At 64.7% G+C, this 20,351-nt stretch carries 15 protein-coding genes and 1 other RNA gene; 4 read left to right on the top strand and 12 right to left on the bottom strand.

Annotation, left to right across the window (positions count from 1 at the left end):
* Window positions 1-293: 293 nt before the first annotated feature.
* Window positions 294-3,062: a LuxR C-terminal-related transcriptional regulator gene (locus RQH86_RS18980; protein ID WP_311240372.1), complete on the top strand. Its 2,769-nt coding sequence runs from the start codon at window positions 294-296 to the stop codon at window positions 3,060-3,062.
* Between the two features lie 152 nt (window positions 3,063-3,214).
* Here RQH86_RS18980 and azu read toward each other — a convergent pair whose 3' ends face one another.
* The 7 genes from azu to RQH86_RS19015 all read right to left on the bottom strand — a co-directional run bounded on the left by azu (window position 3,215) and on the right by RQH86_RS19015 (window position 10,173).
* The gene (azu, locus tag RQH86_RS18985; RefSeq protein ID WP_055848532.1) at window positions 3,215-3,664 is read right to left on the bottom strand and encodes an azurin; all 450 of its coding nucleotides are present in this window, start codon (window positions 3,662-3,664) and stop codon (window positions 3,215-3,217) included.
* A gap of 159 nt (window positions 3,665-3,823) precedes the next feature.
* Window positions 3,824-3,900: non-coding RNA, sX9 sRNA (locus RQH86_RS18990), on the bottom strand.
* A 134-nt stretch (window positions 3,901-4,034) separates the two neighbouring features.
* Window positions 4,035-5,237 carry a pyridoxal phosphate-dependent aminotransferase gene (locus tag RQH86_RS18995; RefSeq protein WP_311240371.1) on the bottom strand — a complete coding sequence of 401 codons (1,203 nt, stop codon included), beginning with the start codon at window positions 5,235-5,237 and terminating at the stop codon, window positions 4,035-4,037.
* A 30-nt stretch (window positions 5,238-5,267) separates the two neighbouring features.
* A complete protein-coding gene (locus tag RQH86_RS19000) occupies window positions 5,268-5,771 on the bottom strand; it encodes a RidA family protein (protein WP_311240370.1) in 504 nt (167 codons plus the stop codon).
* 22 nt (window positions 5,772-5,793) lie between these two features.
* Entirely contained in the window at window positions 5,794-6,219 is a 426-nt protein-coding gene (locus tag RQH86_RS19005) for a cytochrome c (RefSeq protein ID WP_311240369.1), read from the bottom strand.
* Window positions 6,216-7,823 (bottom strand): NAD(P)/FAD-dependent oxidoreductase, encoded by a 1,608-nt coding sequence (locus tag RQH86_RS19010; protein WP_311240368.1) that lies wholly within the window; start codon window positions 7,821-7,823, stop codon window positions 6,216-6,218. Before RQH86_RS19010 ends, RQH86_RS19005 begins: the two co-directional genes overlap by 4 nt.
* Window positions 7,824-7,890: 67 nt before the next feature.
* Window positions 7,891-10,173, bottom strand: coding sequence for a TonB-dependent receptor (locus tag RQH86_RS19015; RefSeq protein WP_311240374.1), 2,283 nt, complete (start codon window positions 10,171-10,173; stop codon window positions 7,891-7,893).
* 392 nt (window positions 10,174-10,565) lie between these two features.
* Here RQH86_RS19015 and RQH86_RS19020 point away from each other — a divergent pair, with 392 nt between their 5' ends.
* Window positions 10,566-11,183 (top strand): HAD-IA family hydrolase, encoded by a 618-nt coding sequence (locus tag RQH86_RS19020; protein ID WP_311240367.1) that lies wholly within the window; start codon window positions 10,566-10,568, stop codon window positions 11,181-11,183.
* Between the two features lie 241 nt (window positions 11,184-11,424).
* On the opposite strand, the gene RQH86_RS19025 is transcribed toward RQH86_RS19020, so the two are convergent.
* Complete coding sequence (locus RQH86_RS19025) at window positions 11,425-12,651, bottom strand: acetylornithine transaminase (RefSeq protein WP_311240366.1); 1,227 nt, start codon at window positions 12,649-12,651, stop codon at window positions 11,425-11,427.
* Window positions 12,652-12,723: 72 nt separating this feature from the next.
* Between RQH86_RS19025 and RQH86_RS19030 the strand changes: the two genes are divergently transcribed.
* Window positions 12,724-13,596 (top strand): ion transporter, encoded by an 873-nt coding sequence (locus RQH86_RS19030; protein ID WP_311240365.1) that lies wholly within the window; start codon window positions 12,724-12,726, stop codon window positions 13,594-13,596.
* Between the two features lie 276 nt (window positions 13,597-13,872).
* Here RQH86_RS19030 and RQH86_RS19035 read toward each other — a convergent pair whose 3' ends face one another.
* The 4 genes from RQH86_RS19035 to RQH86_RS19050 form a co-directional block, all read right to left on the bottom strand.
* On the bottom strand, window positions 13,873-14,814 hold the full coding sequence (locus RQH86_RS19035) for a YiiG family protein (protein WP_311240364.1): 942 nt from the start codon (window positions 14,812-14,814) through the stop codon (window positions 13,873-13,875).
* A gap of 120 nt (window positions 14,815-14,934) precedes the next feature.
* Window positions 14,935-15,921: a YiiG family protein gene (locus RQH86_RS19040; protein ID WP_311240363.1), complete on the bottom strand. Its 987-nt coding sequence runs from the start codon at window positions 15,919-15,921 to the stop codon at window positions 14,935-14,937.
* Window positions 15,922-16,259: 338 nt separating this feature from the next.
* Window positions 16,260-17,075, bottom strand: a complete 816-nt coding sequence (locus RQH86_RS19045) for an NAD(P)-dependent oxidoreductase (RefSeq protein WP_311240362.1) — start codon at window positions 17,073-17,075, stop codon at window positions 16,260-16,262.
* 184 nt (window positions 17,076-17,259) lie between these two features.
* The gene (locus RQH86_RS19050) at window positions 17,260-17,919 is read right to left on the bottom strand and encodes a serine/threonine-protein kinase (RefSeq protein ID WP_115562814.1); all 660 of its coding nucleotides are present in this window, start codon (window positions 17,917-17,919) and stop codon (window positions 17,260-17,262) included.
* A gap of 162 nt (window positions 17,920-18,081) precedes the next feature.
* Here RQH86_RS19050 and RQH86_RS19055 point away from each other — a divergent pair, with 162 nt between their 5' ends.
* Window positions 18,082-20,145 (top strand): VTT domain-containing protein, encoded by a 2,064-nt coding sequence (locus tag RQH86_RS19055; RefSeq protein ID WP_311240361.1) that lies wholly within the window; start codon window positions 18,082-18,084, stop codon window positions 20,143-20,145.
* The last annotated feature ends 206 nt before the right edge of the window (window positions 20,146-20,351 follow it).

The raw sequence follows: 20,351 nt of genomic DNA on the forward strand, positions 1-20,351 counted from the left end.
CCCTCCGCACTGAACAGCCCAAGGGGGCGAACAGTGCCTGACCCAGCGCACAGCCTGCACGGTCGCCTGCGACGGCCACCGCAGTTAGCCCCAGCACACTTTGCTTTTGTCTTACGGCTGTCATACCTTTCTGAAAGGTGCTCACGGACGGGCATGGGTGGGGACCCTCGAAGCAGCCGATCTGTCGTTGTCGCCGTTGTGGTGACAGGCTGGCCGTCGCCGCTGTTTCACTCTGGTTGTGCAGCGTGTCGAGCCGGCGCGCTGCTGACGCTTGTCAGGGCCGCCCTCGCCTCATGTTCAAGCCTGTTGCGTTGCTCACCCCACGCCCGTCGCCGTCGCGCGACCATGCGCTTCCCGATTGGCTGCTTGCCAGCAAGCTGGAGCCGCCATTGCCGCGCCCGGGTGCGGTGGTACGCGAGGTCTTGCTGACGGCACTGGATCAGGCGCAGCTGCGGCCACTCACGCTGCTGCTGGCCCCGCCGGGGTTTGGCAAGACCACCTTGCTTGCGCAATGGCATGCGCGCAGACGCGCGCACGACGATGCGGTGGCGTGGCTGTCGCTGGATGAAGAAGATGCCGATGCGGCACGTTTTCTTGGCCATCTCGCGTTGGCGCTGCAGGGCGCGGGTGCAGATCCGGCGCTGTGTGCCGGCGTGATGCATAACCGCGACCAGGACCCGCGCGATGCGGCCACCGTGTTGATCCGCGCGCTGCGCAGCGCACCGCGGCGCATCAGCGTGATCCTCGACGACTACGACCGGCTCGGGAATGGCCCGGTCGATGAGCTGGTGTTGCGCCTGGTCGAACACAGTGGCGGGCGCCTGCATCTGTTGCTGGCCACGCGTCGCGTGCCGGCATTGCCGCTGGCGCGGCTGGATCTGCAGGCGCACCTCAGCCGCCTTGGCAGCGTGCAACTGGCGCTGGACAACGACGAAGCGCGCGCACTGCTGGGACCGCACATCCCGGCACCGGTGGTCGACGAGCTATTGCGCTACACCGAGGGCTGGCCGGTCGCCTTGCATCTGGCGCGACTGTGGCTGGAAGGCAATGCGCAACGTCAGCAGGAAGTCGCCGCACGTTTTTCCGGGCGCAGCACGCAGATTGCCGCGTATCTGGCCGAACAGGTCGTCAACGATCTCGATGCCGACACGCGCGATCTGCTGTTGCGCACCAGCCTACTCGATCGCGTCAACGCCGCTCTCGCCGATGCGGTGCGCCAACGCGACGACAGCGGCCGGCTGTTGGCGCGGCTGGACCATTTTCATGGCCTGCTGGTGCCGCTGGATGGCGAGCGCGAATGGTTCCGCTATCACCCGTTGTTTGCCGACTTCCTGCAGCAATTACTCGATCGCGACCATCCCGGCCAGGCCGTGCAACTGCATCAGCGCGCGGCGCGCTGGTTCGGCGAGCACCAGCATCTGGCCGACGCCGTGCGCCATGCCGCACGTGGCGAGTGCGGCGACCTGGCCGCCAGTTACATCGCGCGCGCCGGTACCTGGCAATTACTGCTGACCCACGGCATGCATGAAGTGCGCGCGTTGCTGCGCCATTTCGAGCACCGCAGCATCCGCGACACGCCTGCACTGAATCTCACCCAGGCATATCTGCATCTGAAACTGGGCGAGTTCAGTCATGCGCGCCTGTTGCTGGAACGCTTCCGCGATTTCCCGGCCGCCGTGCGCGAGCCGCTACAGCGCGACTACACCGTGGTGGTGGCATTGCTGCGCGACCGCCTGGACGAGATCTGCGGCAATCCGCATGGCCTGACCCAGATTGCCGCGCAGGCGAGCGCATTGGACGAAGACGATCATCTGGGCCGCGGCACCTTGCTGTGCATCTGTGCCACGACCGCGCTGGCACAGGGCGGGTTTGCCGTGGCCGAGCGCTATGCCCTGGCTGCGCGCGATGCGATGCACCGCGGCGGCAGCGATCTGGGCGCCAGTCAGGCGTTGCTCTCGCTCGGCCAGAGCTTTTTCTACCGCGGGCGGCTCGGCGACGCCGAAGCCTGTTATCGGCAAGCGCTGAGCTGGTGCGCACGCACGCCGCAACTGGACCGTGTGCTGGAAGCGGCCGGCAACTGTCTGCTCGCGCAAGTGCACTACGAGCGCGGCCACCACGACGATGCCGCCGACCTGCTGCATCCGGCATTGGAACTGCTGGAGCAGCACGATGGCGGCGTGGACGTGCTGGCGGCCGCGTACGACACCGCGCTGGGTCTGGAACGCGTGCGCGATCACAGCGGGCGTAGTGCGCTGGTGTTGCTTGAGCATGTCGAGCAGATCGCGCATGGGCGCAAGCTGGCGCGACTGTCCGAGCTGGCGTCGGCATGGCGCTTGATGTTGCTGCTGGAGCACCCCGGCAACGCAGCCATCGATGTGGTGATCGCGCGCACTGGCGGCGAGTCCGGGCTGGCGCACACCCTGCGCTCGGCGCATCGCTGGCGCGATCGTGCGGCGATGGGCTTTGCGTTGGCACGTTGGCATCGCCTGGCCGGGCGTAGCCATGCGGCGCTGACCATTCTCGGCCAGATCGAGCAGGCCTGTCTGAGCAGCGATAACGCCTGCCATCTCGCGCGCACCCGCGCCCGCATCGCACTGGTGCTGCAGCAGCGCGGCGAACTGCTCGCTGCCCTGCCGCATTTGTACAGTGCGCTGGACCACGTGGCGCTGACGCAGAGCTGGCAAGCGATCATGGAGCTTGGATTGCCGGCAAAGGCGATGTTGCGCTCGCTGCGCCAACACGACCCGCAAACGGTTGGCGGCACCACGCGTGCATTGACCATCCAGGCGCTGCTCGAACGCCTCAGTGGTGACGACGATCCCGCCAGCGATGTGTTCAGCGAACGCGAACTGGAAGTGCTGGCGCAACTGGCGCGCGGTTATTCCAACAAGCAGATCGCCCGCCACCTGCATTTGTCGGAAAACACGGTCAAATTCCATCTGAAGAATCTTTACCGCAAGCTCGACGCACGCAGCCGCGAGAGTGCATTGGCGCAGGCGCTGCAGCGCGGAGTGTTGCGCGGCGAGGACACGCAGCAGACATCGGATACGCCGCCGCGCTGAGCGGCGTGCACATCATCATGCATCGCGGATGCGCACGCCTGTGACCGCGAAGACACTTGCGCATGCGTGGCGATGCGGTGGCTGTCGCCTGATCGATGCGGCTGCGTCAACGCGGCGAAGGGCGCTGGAGACAGACTCCAAGCGCCCCAGCATCACCCAAACTTCAACGTGCCTTTCATCATCGCCCAGTGCCCGGGGAACGAGCAAAAGAACGTATAGGCGCCGCCCTTGGTGAGTTTGCTGGTTGCAAAGCTGACCGTGGTGCTTTCGCCGCCACCGACCACCTTGGTATGCGCGATCACACGCGCATCGGCCTTGGGCAAGTAACTGTCGGCAATGGTCGAGCGCATGCCGTCATTGGCCACCGCCTGGAAATCGGCGGACTTGGTCAGCACCCAGTTGTGCCCCATCACCGTGGCGGCCATCTTGCCGGCGTGCTTGAGCGTTACATCCACTTGGGTGCAATCGGGTGCAATCGTGATGGCGCTCTGATCGAACTTCATCTGGTCGTTGCCGGTGATGGTCACCGCGCAGGTCCGCGCCCAGGCCGAGGGCGCCATCGCTATCAAGCCAAGCACAGCAATCGTCGAAAACAGCTTCAAGGCAGTCCTCCTGCAATAAGAAAGCGCGGTGTGTGCAAGCGACCGACGCTCGCGCCTGCGCCAGTGCGGTCAGAGTACCGCCTTGACGTTGCCAATGCAGTGCTGCGCCGCCGCACAATGCACTGCGCGCGGCGATCGAGATGCGCCGACGCTAAGAGCGGCTAACAAAACGTAGCGAGCAGTCGTCAGGTGGGTGTGGACGGTGCGCTCAGAACCGGAGTGTACGGGTGGTACATGCTGCACCGGGCACCGGCCGCGCCCGCCTGGCGGCTGCACAGTAGTTTTATTAGCTGCTCTAGACATCCAGCGCATCAAGCGACAGCCACAGCCACAGCTGCAGGATCACCGCGCGGCAGTCGCACAGACAACGCTACGCATAGCGGAAGAAGTCCCGCATTGGGTCGTGCACATCGGCTGTGGCCTGAGGCAGCGGCAGCGGGCCGCGCTTGCCGGCCATCACCTGCACGAACGCCTGCTTGAAGCGTGCCATCTCTTCGGGGGTGCCCACGGTGATCCGCGACCAGGTGGGCCACACCGGCCAACTGCGGCCGATGAACACGCCAAAGGTCGCCATGTCGTCCTTGAAACCTGCTGCGGGCCGCTTCACATCGACCATGAAGCAGTTGCTCTCCGATGCCGTGCACGCGTAGCCCTGCTGACTGAGGAAGTCGATGACGTCCTGCCGCGTGGCTGCAGTGCGTGCACGGCGCTGTGGCACCAGATCGGGATCGCGCAAGCTGGCCAGACCTGCAGCGGCCGCCGTCACCGGCAAGCTGTTGACGCTGTAGAACATCAGCTTGGCAAGCAGCTCCGGGCGCGCGGCCGCGTACCCCAACCGGATGCCGGCCATGCCGTAGAGCTTGGAGAAGGTGCGCAACACCACCACGTCCTCGCCGGCAGCGACCATGTCCACCACGCTGCGGGTGCTATGCGCGAAGTGGATATAGGCCTCATCCACCACCAGCACGCTGCCCTTGGGCTTGTGCGCCAATGCGTAGTCCAGATCCTTGCGTGCGGTGACCGAGCCGGTGGGATTGTTGGGGTTGCAGATGTAGATCACGCCGGCATTGGCATCGGCGGCGCACATCGCCTGCACGTCGTGCGAAAAATCCTTGCGCAACGGCACCTTGATCAACGTGGCGCCATTGCGCGTGGCAGCGCGCCAGCCCGATTCGTAGGTCGGGTCGGCAGTGACCAGCGCAGCACTGGGCGAGGTGAAGGCCAGCATCGTGTAGTCCAGCGGCTCGGTGGAGCCGGCATAAGCCATCAGATGGTTCACCGGCAACTTGAGCTCGGCCGCCAGCGTGGTCATCAGTTCCATCTGGACCTCGCGCAGATAGCGCCCGCCCTGCGGTGCAATCTGCGCAATGGCTCTGACCGCTGCTGCAGACGGGCCATCCGGGAACTCGTTGGAGCCGATCATCACCGGCGACAGCGCGCTGGCGGTGGTTGACACAACGGCAGCGGTGCGTTCGGCGGCGCTGGCAAACAGCGGCAATCCGCCGGTCCCGGCGGCACCTGCAAACAGGGCGGAATCACGCAGAAATCTGCGGCGCGACAGCGGGGTTTTCATAGCCATCTCCAGCAAGGCAGCGACGCAAATTCAAGGACGCACGGCGACCACTTCGATCTCCACCCGATACAGCGGATTGCCCAGCGCAGCGATCTGGAAGGCCGAGCGTGCCGGCAGATTGGGCTGTTCCTTGGTGCCGAAAAACTGGCGGTAGCCTTCCATGAATCCGTTGAAATCCATCTTGCCGCCCATCGCCGGGTCGCCGACCAGAAACACCTGCATCTTCACCACATCGCCCATGCCCAGGCCGAGCGATTTGAGCTGGTCCTGGATCTGCTTCAACACGCTCACCGTCTGCGCCTTGGTGTCGCCGTAGGCGGCCGCAGAATCCTTCGGCACGCTGGTATCCACCACTGCCGGCACCTTGCCGCTGACATACACGGTGGCCTTGCCGGCCGGAACTTCCACTGCGGCGGCAATGGGGAAATCGCTATTGGGAATCTTGTGGCGGATCACCTCGGCAGCAGTTGCAGCGCTGAGGCCTGCAGACAACACGACGGTGGCAACGAGGGCATTGACGGCGGGACGGAACATGGCAACTCCTTGGAAGAGAGAATCAGTGACGCAGCAGCTTGACGTCGTCGGCGGTGACACGCTCGGCATGGTCGTTGCCGAAATGGGTGCGCACATAGCTCACCACTTCGGCCACCTGACGATCTGTGAGCATGTCGCCAAATCCCGGCATGCCGGCGTTGCCGTCGAGCACCATCATGGTGACGTAGGGCGCAGCCGCCAGCTTGGGATTTCCCGCAAGCGCCGGGTATTCACCGGCGCCTTGCGCACCGCTGCCGGCCGGCATGTGGCAGCCCTGGCAGACCGCGCGGTAGACATGCTCGCCGGAGGCGGTGGCGAACCCCTTTTGTGGATACAGCGCGGTGGCGTCGGAACTTTGCGCCTGCGCATCGCGCAGACCGGGCGGAAGCAGCGCAGCGCCGATGACCAGCGCAACGGCCGCAACACACACACGTGGCAACAGACTCATGCGCGACCTCCGCCGGCAATGACCTTGCGATGCAGGCGGCCGACGACATCGTGTGCCGACAGGATCGCGCCCTCCTGCCAGGCCGGGATATAGGACACATGCTCGCCCGCCAGCGCCAGGCGGCCGTCGATCTGACAGAGCGGCTCGTAATGTTCGGCACGCGCCTGCTCGCTCCACATGCCAAAGCAGCCGTGGGTAAACGGCACGCGGTGCCAACCGACTGCAATGCCGTTTTCGAATTCGCGCGGATATTGCGGGTGCAATTGCGTGCCGTATTCGACGGCCTTGCGCACCCGCTGCTCGGGACTCATCGAAGTGAATTGATAGGCATCCAGCCCCCACACGTAGGCACCGAGCAGCACCCCCTTGCCGGCGCTGTGATAACCGGTGCTGGGATAGCTGATCAAGGTGATCGGCAGATCGGTATAGCTGATGCCGCCGTAGATGGCCTCGTCCTCTTCCCAGAAACGTCGTTTGAATTGCAGGCCCACCTTGACCGACGCGGCATACGGCACCTTGCCGATCGCGGTGGTCATCGCGTCGCTGGCGGTGGTAGGAATCCGGCTGAGCACCGACAACGGAATCGTGCAGATGCACCAGTCCGCACTGGCCACGCGCTCTTCGCCGCCGCGGGTGGCATCCTGCCAGGACACGCGCACGCCGCTGCCGTCCTGATCGATCTTGGTGACCTTGGCGTTGTAGGTGATGGCATCGCCGAGCTGGCGCGCGAACGCCTTGCCGATCTGGTCCATGCCGCCCACCGGCTGAAACATGGTGGTCTGCATTTCGTAGTTGTTGCCGGCCGCCAGCGTGGTCCATAGCCGCGAACGCAGCACGTCCTGCACGCTGAAGGGGTCTGAAAATTCCGGCTTGCCCGACAAGCCGCCACCGGGGTAGCGCGCAAAGCCACGCCGCTCGCTGCTGTCTTTGCCTTTGACGTAGCCGAAGTTGCGATCGAGCGCCCCCCAGGTACGTAGCGATTCCAACAGCACTTCCTGATCCTCGCGGCTGACTGCGGTATCTAGTGCGTGCTGCTGCGTGCACTTGGCCAGCAACTCGGAGACATGGCCCTTGTAATCGGCATCGATCGCGCGGAACCGCTGCGGTGTGCCATCGAAGCCGTTCTGGCTATGCAGCAGCGCGTTGTAGTTGACCTGGTTGAACGCTTCCAACGCCACACCGAACTGCTTGCAGTAACTCAACACCGCCTTGTGGTGATGCGGAATGCGCCACGGCCCCGGATTGAGATACAACCCATCGTCGAACTGGCAGTGCTGGGTTGCGCCACCGAGTTCGGTGTAACGATCGCCGCCACGCAACGTCCAGTTACGGCCACCGGGGCGGCCGTTGTATTCCAGCACCTGCACGCGATAGCCGGCCTTGCGCAGTTCGAAGGCCGCGGTCATCCCCGCCAGGCCCGCGCCCAGAATCAGCACCGATGCGCCCTTCGGGTCGCCATCCAGCTGCATTGGGCCGGTAAAGCGCGATTCGGCCGCCATGCCCAGGCTGCTCATCGCCTGATACATCATCGCGCCGCCAGCGGTCATGCCGATGCGCGCCAGCAGTTGCCGCCGCGTCATCGCCCCAGTGTGATTGCCTTGCATCAACGCACATCCCCTGCATGTCATGGACAGTCGCGCGGCCGGCCGCAATGCCGGCCGCGTCGATCACTCAAAATCGGTAAGACAGGCTTGCGAATAGCTGGCGTGGTGCGATCAGCTGGTATGAGCCGGAACTTTCGTTGGGAAACACCGCACCGATCGCATTGTCCTTGTCGAACAGGTTGTAGGCCGACAATTGCAAGCGGCCACCGGCAAGAAACCCGGCATCGCCGCCTTGATACCCAACACTTCCGTTGACGATGAAGGTGGCATCCACCTGGTCGGTATTGAGCGTGTCGCCGTAGCGCTTGCCGGTGTATTTGGTGTCGAGGTTGGCGAAGAAGTGCTCGCCTTCCCAACCGCCGTTGACGCTGAACATCAGCTTGGGCGCATCCGGTACGTCATTGCCTTCCACCTGCACCAGCGCGCCGCTGACCGGGCCGAAATAGTTGTCCTGGAACTCGGAGGTGTTCCAGGTCAGCGATGCACCGAGCCGCCAGCCCGGCGCCGGCTTCCACATGCCGGACAGCTCCGCACCATAGGTCTGCACGTCGCCGACGTTGGCGTACACGGTGGGCGCCACCACCAGCGGGTCCGGGTCGGTCAGCGCGATGATGCGGTTGGAATAATCGATCTTGTAGGCGGCTAGATAACCGCTCCACTGCGTGGATTCGGCACGGATGCCGATATCGATGTTGGTGGATTCTTCCGGCGCGATATCCGGATTGAACGCACCGGAGGTCAGCGCCAGCCGCGGCGCGGAACTGAAGTTTTCCGCGTAGTTGGCAAACACCTGCACGCCCTCGGCCAGCTGGAAGCTTGCACCGACCTGCGGCTGAAACCAGTCGCTGTTCTTGATGGTCACCGCGCGACGCACACCGACATTGAAGTCGTCCAGATTGGCGATCCCGTTGTAGTCGCGTTTGACATCCAGCCCCTTGGCACCGAACTCCATCGTCAACCGGTCATCCAGCAGGCGCAGCGTGTCCTTGACGTAGAGCTGCTTCACCTCGGTGGAGAAGTGGTTGTCGTAATAGATCACGATCGGCAAGGCGCTCTTGAGCAAAGCGCCGGTGGCCGGGTCCAGGTTGTACAGCGGGCGCACCTGATCGAAGTCGTAACTCTCGTACCAGGCGCCCACTTCCAGCTTGTTGTGCTCGGTCTCCCACGCCACGGCCGTGGTCAAACCGTAGCGATCGCCGCCCATGATTTCTTCGCGCCGCGTCATCGCACCGACGCGGGTGACATTGCCAGTGGCATCGACAATCTGCGGGTCGTTGATGGCGATATCGGTGCGCCCTGGGGTGCCGGCAATCGCATCGTTGTACAACCCGGTAGCGGTACTCGGCGGCGTGCCGCCGACACCGTAGCCATGCTTGTTTTCGTAGTAGCCGGTGAAGGTGACGCCGATGGCGTCTTTGAACATGAAATCGCCGTGCAGGCTGAGCAGCGAATCGCGGCGGCCGTTCTGCCATTCGCTGTAATGCTCGGCATCCACTTCCGGATTGCCGGTGATGCGTTCGTGCAGATCCCACGACACCGAACCGTCGGAGTTGTACGACTGCACGTCGTAATCCTTGCGGTTGTTGTAGATCCAGCCCAACGTCAGGCTGCCGGCATCCCAGGCCTGGCGCACCTTGGCTTCGAAGTGATCGCTCTTCTGCGTGGCCGGCTCCATGTCCCACACCCCGCCCTGCGTGCGCGATGCGGAGAGGTAGGCACTCGGCCCGCCGTCCCACCACTCCGGCGTATCCAGACGCACAAAACTGCGTACCAGATCGTCCGAGCCGATGGTCTGGGTGAGATTGCCGCTCCAGCTATCGCCGCCCTTGGGTGGCAGACTGGTGTAGCGGATCGCACCACCGAGTGCGTGATAGGAGGGCTGGGTGACATCGCCCGAGCCGGCGGACACCGTGACATCGAGCAGGTTTTCGCTGGAGACGTAGCGGGTGATCGGCCCGCCTTCGCGGGTGTCGAAGGTTTCGATCGGAATGCCGTCCAGTGTCACGCCGATCTGGTTGGCGGAAAATCCGCGGATGGTCATCGAATCGCCGAACTCGTACAGCCCGAACGGGTCGGTGGTCTGCACGTTGACGCCGGGCAGACTGGCCAGCAGCTGTTGGGGTGCCACGCCTGGTACCTGGGCCTGGATCTCGTCCATCGAAATGGAGGCAGTGGTACGCGTGGAGCCGGTGCCGACCACGCTGACCGCGTCCAGAGTGCGCGCCTCCTGCGCCAGTGCCGGCAGGCTGTGCGCGCCGGACATCAGCAGGGTCATCGAGGCGAGCGTGTGGCGACGCGTGGCGGCGGTGAGAATGGCGGCCATCGCGGTCGCCAACTGATCGGTGTTCAAGCGCTTAGGCATGCAATCGACCCCTGGAATGTACTGCGTGCTGAGTGACCGGACCCGCTCCCCAAGACCGGCTGATACCGCAGATGCGGCATGGATCGACCATACCCAGCGAGGTTGCGCCGCAGACGCGGTGCGGAGGGTAGGGTCTGCGCGTGCGGGTAGGTTCTTACCGAGCTAGAACCTTTGAATCCGTAGCGCAGACACTCAGGTTGGCGTGCCCGTGGACGCGCAGGGCTTCCGCGACAAGGCGTACGCGACCGCCGTACGCGGGTGTGAGACGTCGCGCGCCACGCGCCTACCCGTTCGCGCGTATCAGGGCATAGAAGATCCCGCATGCTTGCGATGCAGCGGCAGATCGACAACGCTGCGTGCCCACCTCATGAGCACGCCCCATGTCGCCTGTACGCCCGTCCTTGCTGCTGCTGGATTTCGATGGCGTGTTGGCCAGCTATTCGCGCCCGCGCCGGCTGGCCGCACTGGCGACTGCAGCTACATGTACGCCGCAGCGCGTGCAGCAGGTCCTGTTCGAACAGGGACTGGAGCGTGCCTACGATGCCGGTGAGCTCGACACGCAGGTCTATCTGACCCAATTGAGCGACGGGCTGGGACATCCGATCGACCGCGCCACCTGGATCGCGGCACGCGTTGCAGCGTGCCGCGCAGATCCCGCGGTGGTAGCGCAGGTGCTGGCGGTGTCGGCGACGACCGCGGTGGCGGTGCTCACCAACAACGGCCCGTTGATGGCGGAGGCGATCGCGCAACTCGTGCCGTCGCTGTTTCCGTTACTGCAGGGCCGCGTACTGTGCAGCGGTGCGTTAGGCGGCAGAAAACCGCAGCTGGAGGTGTATCAGCGCGCGCTTGCGCAGCTGGGTGCGGAACCGGCACGCACCTTGTTCGTCGATGACCTATTCGTCAACGTCCGCGGCGCCCGCGCCGCCGGATTGCATGCCGATACCGTGCGCGATGCCCGTGCATTGCGGCGTGTGTTGAAGCGGTATGGGTTGGGGTGAGACTGGGAATACCGTCAATCGTGCACAAATACGCAACCAGACCAGTCGCAGTAAAACCCAACTGCACCAACTAGCCCCTCTCCCGTCGGGAGAGGGGTTGGGGTGAGGGTACGGTGTTGCGATACAGGGCCGTCACCTAGACACCGCCTTACGCAATCCACAAACGCACCGGCTCACGCGTCACACGCCTTACCAATCAGCGCCCTACCAGCCGCCAACACGCAGCCGATCAAGCAACCCATCACCGCTGCGCGGCGTACTCGGCAATCGCCCGGCGCAGACGCGCCAGGCCGTCGGCCAGCTCGGCGTCGGTCAGATTGAGTGCCGGCACAAAACGCAGCACATCCGGGCCGGCCTGCAGCAGCAGCAAACCATGCTTGGCTGCCAGATCCAGCAGCGCACCGGCCTGGCCGGCATGCGCCGGTGCCAACACCGCGCCGAGCATCAACCCACGCCCGCGCACCTGTGCAAACAGGCCAAACTCGGCATTGAGCGCTTCCAGGCCCGCACGCAACGCCGCCGACTGCCGCTCCACATTTTCGGCAATCTGCGGCGAGGCGAGCTTGCGCAGCGCCACGCGCGCCACCGCGGCAGCCAGCGGATTGCCGCCGAAGGTGGTGCCGTGCGCGCCGAACTGCATGGTCTCGGCGACCTTGGGGCCGGCCAGCATCGCGCCGATTGGGAACCCGCCACCCAGCGCCTTGGCCAGCGTCACGATGTCCGGCGTCACCTGCTCCTGCCAATGCGCGAACAACGTTCCGGTGCGGCCCATGCCGCATTGAATTTCGTCCAGCACCAACAAGGCATCGTGTCGATCGCACAATGCGCGCACCTGCGCCAGGAAGCCCGGCGCCGCCGGCATCACCCCGCCCTCGCCCTGGATCGGCTCCAGCATCACCGCAGCTACGTCGCCGCTGGCCATCGCCGCTTCCAGCGCCGCCACATCGTTGAAATCCACATAGCGGAATCCGCCCGGCAGCGGCTCGTAGCCTTCCTGATATTTCGGCTGCGCGGTGGCGGTGACCGAGGCCAGCGTGCGGCCATGGAAGCTGCCACGGAACGTCACGATGACGCGCTTGTCGGCTGGGCGGCCCTGATTGCTGGCCCATTTGCGTACCAGCTTGATGGCCGCCTCGTTGGCTTCGGTGCCGGAGTTGCACAGAAAGACTTTTTCGGCAAAACGCGACGCGCCGACCAGTTCCTCGGCCAGCCGCAGCGGCGGCTCGCTGTAGAAGATGTTGCTGGTGTGCCACAGCTTGCCCGCCTGCTCGGTGAGCGCGGCGACCAGATCCGCATCGTTATGGCCCAGCCCGCTCACCGCGATGCCGGAGGACAGATCCAGATATTCGCGCCCCGCGTCATCCCATACGCGACTGCCCTGACCGCGCTCCAGCACCACCTGGCGCGGGCGATACACCGGCAGGTAGTAGTGCGCGAGGGACAGGGGCGAATCGGCAGCGGTGCTCATGATGGTGGGTCGCAGAAGCGGAGGGAGAACCTGCATTCTCGCGCATTCGCCGGCCTGCGGCACAATGTGCGCATGCGCCCTTTCTCCGATCCTCAGCTCACTCCCGCCACCGCCGACGGCCGGCGCCGGCAGTGGTTCGACATCATCTACCGCCACGACACGCGCCCATCGCGCAATTTCGACCTGATGCTGGTGGTGGCGATCCTGACCAGCGTGGTGGTGATCATGATCGACAGCGTGCCGCGCATCCATGCGCATTCGGCGCACTGGCTGGTGCCGCTGGAATGGGCATTCACGGTCCTGTTCACCATCGAGTACGTGGCGCGCCTGGCGGTGGTGCGGCGCCCGCTGCACTACGCGCTCAGCGTGTGGGGCGTGATCGACCTGCTGTCGATCCTGCCCAGCTATCTGTCGTTCTTCGTGCCGGGCGCACAGACCTTGCTGGTCGTGCGCGTGCTGCGCATCCTGCGCCTGTTCCGCATCCTCAAACTCACTCGCTATATCCAGGAAAGCGGGCAATTGGTGGACGCGTTATGGCGCAGCCGCCGCAAGGTGCTGGTGTTCCTGTTCACCGTGCTCACCATCACCGTGATCGCCGGTGCCACGATGTATGTCATCGAAGGCCCGCAACACGGTTTCACCAGCATCCCGACCAGCATGTACTGGGCCATCGTCACCATGGCTACGGTGGGCTTTGGCGATCTGGTGCCGCAAACCACGCTGGGCCGCTTCGTCACCTCGGCACTGATCCTGATCGGCTATAGCATCATCGCCGTGCCCACCGGCATCTACACCGCCGAACTTGCCACCACGCTGCGCGAAGGTGACCACACCGGTCGGCGCGACGTTCGCAACTGCGCCCGCTGCGGGCTGGAAGGCCACGCATCGGACGCGCGCTATTGCCGGCAATGCGCCGAGCCGCTGCCGGATATCGCCAACGGCTGATGCAAGGCGGCAGCGCACAGGCATCGACGGGAGGCAAATCAGGTGGTGGGCATCACCACCGTAAGCTGTGTGACCGGTGCGCAGGCAATCGCCGCTCACACTGCCGCAGCACGAGGTTGGCGCATCCGTCTCGCAGCACAGTGGCCAACCAACAACCGGCGCGCGATCGCCGGCACGTTGCGGACCGCATGACCGAAGCAACCCACGTCCTGCCAACGCAGCCCTGGCACCCGAAAGAGCGCGCCAGGTGCTGAGCGCAGCCGCTGCAGGTCGCGCTTACTGCGACATGCGGTTACTCATGTCGATCAGATCGTTGTAGCTGGCCAGCACTGCCTGGCGCGTTCCGCCCGGCGGGATCGAGCCGCTTTCCAGCAGCATCTGCTCGCTCTTGCTCAGCGGTGTGTTGGTACGAATGCGCTCGACCAGACGTCCGGACTCGCGCGCCAGCTTATCGGCAGCGCGTTCCATGTGTCCCCACATCGCATCACCCTGGCCCACCTTGGCTTTCTGCGCCTCTTCCAGAATGCTCTGGTAACGCGCGAGCTGGCTTTGCGCTGCCGCAAGATCCGGTGCATTGCTATCCAACACCTGCACCAGATGCTTGCCTTCACCGGTGATCTTCAAGTGATACCACGACGCGCTGCGGCCTTCTTCCTTTTCGATCGCATCGATCCGCGCCTGACGCCGAGTGTCTTCGTTGCGGTCCAGCGCCGCATTCATCGCGTCGCCCGCATCGAAGAACGCTGCGTAGGCCTGCATCAACGGCGCATGCAGCGCACGCATGCCCTTGCCGTCGTCGCGCAGATAATCCTCGCGATCGTAATACCGCGCTGCTTCGCCGATGCGCTCATTGAGCGTGGCAAACCGCTGCTGATAGGTCTTTGCTACCGGGTCGAGTTCGGCGTTGGCCGGTTGCTGCGCCAGTGCGGCAGTCATCGGTGCGCCGCAAGCCTCGACCCGATGCGACAGCACCGTTCCCGGTGCACGGATATTTTCTTCCTTGCCCGTTGGCCCAGCCTGCGGGTCCTTCATCCAGCCGGTGTAGGTCTGGTAACTCTCATGCAGCGGCTGCTGGACACCGTTGAAGCAGGCGATGTAGGCATTGATCTTGTCGGCATCGGGCGCAGCCGCAACCGGCGCATCTTTCTGGCAGCCGGCGAGCAGTGCGGCAAGTGCAACCGCTGCGCTGAGCGGTGCGTAACGAAGTGGATGGCGCATGCGGTGGTTCCTGTGCAGTGGTGAAGAAATGAGGTGAGGTGAGCAACGGTCGATCGCGTGCGTTGTCGTCAGCGCCCGGCATATGGCCGCACGCGCTGCATCGTGCGATGACGCTGGCAACTACTGTCGATTGCTCTCGGACACCAACGCGTTGTAGGTATTGAGCAACTTGCGCGGCGATCCTTCCGGCGCCAGCGAGGGGCTATCGAGCCAGCCCTCTTCGATGCGGCTGTAGGGCGTCTTGTCGACCACGCGTTTTACCCGCGCCTTGGCCTGCCTGCGGAAGTCTTCCGCAGCGGTTTCGAAGCTGTTCCATTTGAGTTTGTCCGGCTCCTGGTCCGCCACCTTGGCATGCGCCTCGTCGGAGAGGCGGTTGAAGCCGTCAAGCAGCGTGTTTGCACGCGCGGTGTCGAACTGATCTTCCTGCAGTACGTCGGTCAGTTGCTTGGCATCGAGCATCATCGACAGCCGGTAATACTCGCGCGTGCGTCCCTCCTCGCGCTCCAGCGTCTTGAGCGTTTCGCGATGCGCTGCATCATTCTGCGCTTCCAGCTCGGCACCGAATGCGCTGCTGGCCTCGGCATAACGCTCCAGCGCCGCCATCAACGGCGCGTGCAGTTGCTTGCCCTTGGCGAACTGGTCGCCTTCATCATCCTGGCGCGCGTAGTAATCGGCCACCTGGTGACTGATCGGCCGCAGCGCCTGCAAGGCCGCGTGATACTCCCGAGCCGCAGTATCCAGTGCCGGCAGCGACGGTTGCGCCGCAGCCGCCGCGCTAACAGGCGCATCGCACTCCTTCATGTCGAAGTCGCTGATGTCGTAGGGGCCGGCCACACGCGTTTCGCGCCCGCTGGGGCCGGCGGCTGCATCGTCCATCGAACCGATGTAATGCTTGGCACCGGTATGCACCGGCAGATCGACGCGGTTGAAGCAATCGATATACGCACCGAGTTTGGCGTTGAGCGCATGCTGCGCATCGCTCGGCGCATCGGCGCTCTTGCTTGCCGCCGCGTTGCCGGTCGGCGTGGTCTGTTTGCTGCAGCCGGCGCAGAGCGCAAGCACGAACAGGGCGGGCGCAAACGCGCCGGGCTTCAGGAACACGGGCAAACGTCCTTGTTGGAAACGATTTCAGCCGCGCACGATAGCAAACTGCGGCGTGAAATCATCGTGCTCAGCAGCGAAGCGGACGGCGGCGTTCGTCTGCGCGGCAGGCGGTGATGCGCACAAGGTCAATCCGTTTTTTCGTGGACGAATGATTCGCAGCGTCTGTATCGATGGATCGGCGCACGGCCACCTGCACCGCGCTTGGAGCTATAAAAACCAGAGCGAGCAGTCGTCGGGCAAATGTGGACGGCGCACCCGGCACCGCAACGGATGAGCCGTACACGCCGCGCCGAGCACCGGCCGCGCCCGCCTGTCGGCTACGCAGTCGTTCTGTCAGCCGCTCAGTCGAGAAACAGATCCGGCAGCAAGGCCCGTGACGGATCGACCGCATAACCGCTGAAGTCGGTGACACCGGCCTGCGTCAGCACCTCTTCGTCGATCAGAAACTGCCCGTGGAAACCGGCCGCAGTGCGGGTCAGCACCGCATGCGCCGCATCGGCCACGATCTCCGGGCGACGGCAGGCAGCGGCGTCCACGCCCGGCAGCATGTTGACCGCATCGGTGGCAATCACCGTGCGCGGCCACAACGCATTGACCGCCACGCCCTGCGGGCCGAACTCAGCGGCCAGCCCCAGTGTCACCAGACTCATCCCCATCTTGGCCAGCGTGTAGCCGGTATGCGCACCCCACCACGCCGGGTTCAACGATGGCGGTGGGGCAAGGCTGAGGATGTGCGGATTGGGCGCCTTCAACAGATGCGGCAGGCAGGCTTGCGCGCACACAAAACTGCCGCGCGCGTTGACCTGTTGCATCAGGTCGAAGCGCTTCATCGGTGTGTCCAAGGTGCCGCGCAACCAGATCGCGCTGGCGTTGTTGACCAGGATATCGACGCCGCCAAACGCCTCCACGGTGGCGGCAACGGCGGCGTGCACCTGCGCTTCGTCGCGGATATCGCATTTGAGCGCCAGCGCCTTTCCACCTGCCGCAACGACTGCTGAGGCAGCGCTGTGAATGGTGCCGGGCAACTTGGGATTGGCCACCGCCGATTTGGCCGCGATCACCACATTCGCCCCATCGCGCGCCGCCCGCAACGCGATCGCCAAACCAATCCCACGCGAGGCACCAGTGATGAAGAGCGTTTTGTCTTTTAGCGTCATGGGAATCGGGACTCGGGACTCGGGACTCGGGGATCGGCAATCGGCAATCGGCAATCGGCAATCGGCAATCGGCAATCGGCAATCGCAAGAGCTTAGCGCCTTGAACGTCCAGCAGCCGACCAACAATCAACTCACGCGATACGCTTTTGCGAGTCCCCAATCCCTAATGCCCAGTCCCGGCCCCTCAGGGCTTCGGCCCCTGCCCTTCGTTGTCTTCCCAGTGCAGGATGCGCCGGGTCACAAAGCGGTAGACCGGTTTGCCGGTGGCGAACCACAGCTCGCGCACCCATGACCTGCGCTTGAGCACACGACGTTCCACCGGCGTGATCGCGGCCGGGCAATACATGCGTTTGTGCTTGAGCAGGTGACGCAGGTCCTCGCGTGCAAGCAGACGCATCCAGCGCGCGCGCGGGTGGCCGCGCACCGCCAGCTGGAAATCGATCACCGCCGGGCTGCCATCGTCCTGCACCAGCCAGTTGGCTTCCTTGGCCAGATCGTTGTGGGCCACGCCACACCGATGCAGCTGCTGCAACAGCCTGCGCGCCTGCCTGAAATACGCCAGATCACCGCGTGGCGGGCGCTGGTACATCGCATCGCCGGCCAGATAGCTGCGGTCCAGATGGCGCCCATCCCAATGCAACAAGCGTGGCGTGTGCGGCAGGCCATCCAGCTGCCGCAGCGCCAGCGCTTCGCGACGTGCCAGCCACCAGGCCACCCCACGCAGAAGCCATGGCGCCACGCTCAGGTCGCGCCGCACAAACACCCGGCCAGCGTCGCGGATCAACAAAATGCGCCCGAACGTATCGGACTTCAGCGGGAGATTGTCGGCGGGCTCGTGACTCATTCCCCATTGTAGGCGGGCAGCCCGCATCGCCGTACTGCCGTTGCAGAGCGTGCCGATGACACACGCCCGCACCGTGGCCTGGTTGCAACCTCAGGTGAAGCCAACAGGCCGATGTGAGCATGGCGCAAGTCAGTCGTCGCCCTGCCCACTTATAATTCGGGAATGAACTCATGGATCGACGCCACGCTGGAGTGGATCGGACACCACCCCACCTTGGCTGGCGTGGTGATCTTTGCCATCGCATTCTGTGATGCGGTGATCGTGCTCGGTGCCATCGTGCCCGCGCTGCCGTTGCTGTTCGCCATCGGCGTGCTGATCGGGCTCGGCCAGATCAACGGCCCGTATGCAGTGGTGTGCGCCACCCTGGGGGCGTTTATCGGCGATGCGTTGAGCTTCTGGGTGGGCCATCGCTGGGGCCACCAGCTGCACACGTATTGGCCGTTTCGGCGCTATCCCCAGTTGCTGGAACGCGGTGAGCTGCTGTTCCGACGCAACGCCTTCAAGAGCATTCTGATCGCGCGCTATGTCGGCGCGGTGCGGCCGTTCGTGCCCGCCATCGCCGGCATGTCGCACATGCCGTTCAAGCGCTATCTGTTCGCCAGCGGGCTGGCCTGCGTGTCGTGGGCGCTGCTGTTTCTGGTGCCGGGCTGGGTGTTGGGCACCGCTTACGACGCGGTCGCTGCAGTCGCTGGGCGCCTGTTCGTAGTGGTCACCCTGCTGGCTGCGGTGATCGGCCTGGCCTGGGCGGTGGTGCTGTATTCGTACCGCTGGTCGGCAGGCCATCTGGATGCACTGCTGGCGCGATTGCTGGAGTGGTCGCATCGGCACCCGGTGCTGGGCAACTGGTCGGTCAGCGTGTTCGACCCGCGCCGGCGCGAATCGGTCCCGCTGGCAATGATGGCGCTGATGCTGTTGCTGCTGGGCTGGGGTTGGTTCGTGTTGCTGATGGTGGTGCTGGCGCATGGCGAACCGCTGCGCGTGGACCTGGCCGTGCACGATTTGATGCTGGCGCTGCGCAACCCGCTGGCCGACTACCCGATGGTGGCGCTGGCCTCGCTGGGCGATTGGCAGGTGTTGTTGCCGGCGATCGCCGCAGCGATGGGTTACCTGGCCTGGCGTCGGCGCTGGATGGCGGTGGCGCATTGGGTGATCGCACTGGCGTTTGGCCTGGCCCTGACGCAGTTGCTGGGCGCCACCGTGCAGGTGGTGCGCCCGCCGGCCGCCAGCAGCGGGTTCGGATTCCCGTCGGTAGCGGTCACCATGGCCACGATCGGGTTCGGGTTTTTCGCGCTGCTGATCGCACGCGAACTGCCCGGCCGCCGCCGCGTGTGGCCGTATCTGGTCAGTGGCGCCATCGTCTCGCTGATCGGCTTTGCGCGCCTGTACCTGGGCGCGCATTGGCTCAGCGACGTGGTCGGCGGCATGTTGTTCGGCATCTTCTGGCTACTGGTGCTGGGCATTGCGTATCGCCGCCGCGCCACGCGCGCGTTCTGGGTCAAGCCGGTGTCGTGGATCTTCTACGGCGTGTTCGTGAGCTGCGCGATCTTCTTTGCGCCACGTAATCTCGGCACCAAGCTGGCCAAGTTCGAACCGCCACCGCCGCTGCTGATGGACCTGCCCGCCAGCGACTGGTGGGAGGGGCAATGGCGGCTACTGCCGGCACGTCGCAATGAATTCGACGACGACCAGCGCTGGCCGCTGGACGTGCAAGTGGCCGGCCCGCTCGCGCCGCTGCAACGCCAGCTCGAAGCACGCGGCTGGCGGACACAACCGCAGGCCGGCTGGGAACAGGCATTGCACCTGCTGGATGTCAGCGGCCGCCCGGACGAAGTGCCGATTCTGCCGGCCACGCTGGACACACAAGTGGAAGCCCTGCTGATGGTGCGTCACGCCGCGCCCGGGCACGTGCATGTGTTGCGTCTGTGGCCTGCAGCCGCGCGACTGCAGCCCAGCGCACAACCGCTGTGGGTAGGCAGCACGCAGACCTTGCGCTACAGCCGCCACTTCAGCCTGATCGGCCTGTGGTACCCATTACGCGGCGTGGACCCTGCACTCAGCGCGTTGCGCGACGCACTCGGCCCGCTGCCGCATCGTGTGGAGCAGCGCCGCCGCTCGCAGGTACCGGTGATCTTGATCGACAGTACGTCGGGCAACGCGGTGCGTGGCGAGAACAAAGACAACGCTGCATCGCATACGGAAACCACTGCGTCCGACCCGGCTGCATAGGATCAGCTACAACAGCGCCGTTGATCGATCGGGTAACGGCGGCGATTGTCTGGCGAACGCGCAGTCCTGTAGATAAGAACTGCTAATAAAAATTTTTAAACGCTGCCTCGATGGGGGCAACGCGTTGCGTCGCTTAGATGCAGCCGGATGTTTAGGGCAACAGCCTTGGTGAGTAGAGGGCGCGGTGCCCTCGCCGCTCGCGGGAC

This window comes from Xanthomonas sp. WCS2018Noco2-27 (assembly GCF_031843525.1).
Lineage (GTDB): Bacteria > Pseudomonadota > Gammaproteobacteria > Xanthomonadales > Xanthomonadaceae > Xanthomonas.

Coding starts and splice junctions, on each gene's coding strand:
- RQH86_RS19000 (WP_311240370.1), bottom strand. CDS start 5,771: ATGTTCCGTCCCGCCGTCAATGCCCTCGTTGCCACCGTCGTGTTGTCT.
- RQH86_RS19055 (WP_311240361.1), top strand. CDS start 18,082: ATGAACTCATGGATCGACGCCACGCTGGAGTGGATCGGACACCACCCC.
- RQH86_RS19050 (WP_115562814.1), bottom strand. CDS start 17,919: ATGAGTCACGAGCCCGCCGACAATCTCCCGCTGAAGTCCGATACGTTC.
- RQH86_RS19020 (WP_311240367.1), top strand. CDS start 10,566: ATGTCGCCTGTACGCCCGTCCTTGCTGCTGCTGGATTTCGATGGCGTG.
- RQH86_RS18980 (WP_311240372.1), top strand. CDS start 294: ATGTTCAAGCCTGTTGCGTTGCTCACCCCACGCCCGTCGCCGTCGCGC.
- RQH86_RS19030 (WP_311240365.1), top strand. CDS start 12,724: ATGCGCCCTTTCTCCGATCCTCAGCTCACTCCCGCCACCGCCGACGGC.
- RQH86_RS19025 (WP_311240366.1), bottom strand. CDS start 12,651: ATGAGCACCGCTGCCGATTCGCCCCTGTCCCTCGCGCACTACTACCTG.
- RQH86_RS18995 (WP_311240371.1), bottom strand. CDS start 5,237: ATGAAAACCCCGCTGTCGCGCCGCAGATTTCTGCGTGATTCCGCCCTG.
- RQH86_RS19010 (WP_311240368.1), bottom strand. CDS start 7,823: ATGCAAGGCAATCACACTGGGGCGATGACGCGGCGGCAACTGCTGGCG.
- RQH86_RS19035 (WP_311240364.1), bottom strand. CDS start 14,814: ATGCGCCATCCACTTCGTTACGCACCGCTCAGCGCAGCGGTTGCACTT.
- RQH86_RS19005 (WP_311240369.1), bottom strand. CDS start 6,219: ATGAGTCTGTTGCCACGTGTGTGTGTTGCGGCCGTTGCGCTGGTCATC.
- RQH86_RS19045 (WP_311240362.1), bottom strand. CDS start 17,075: ATGACGCTAAAAGACAAAACGCTCTTCATCACTGGTGCCTCGCGTGGG.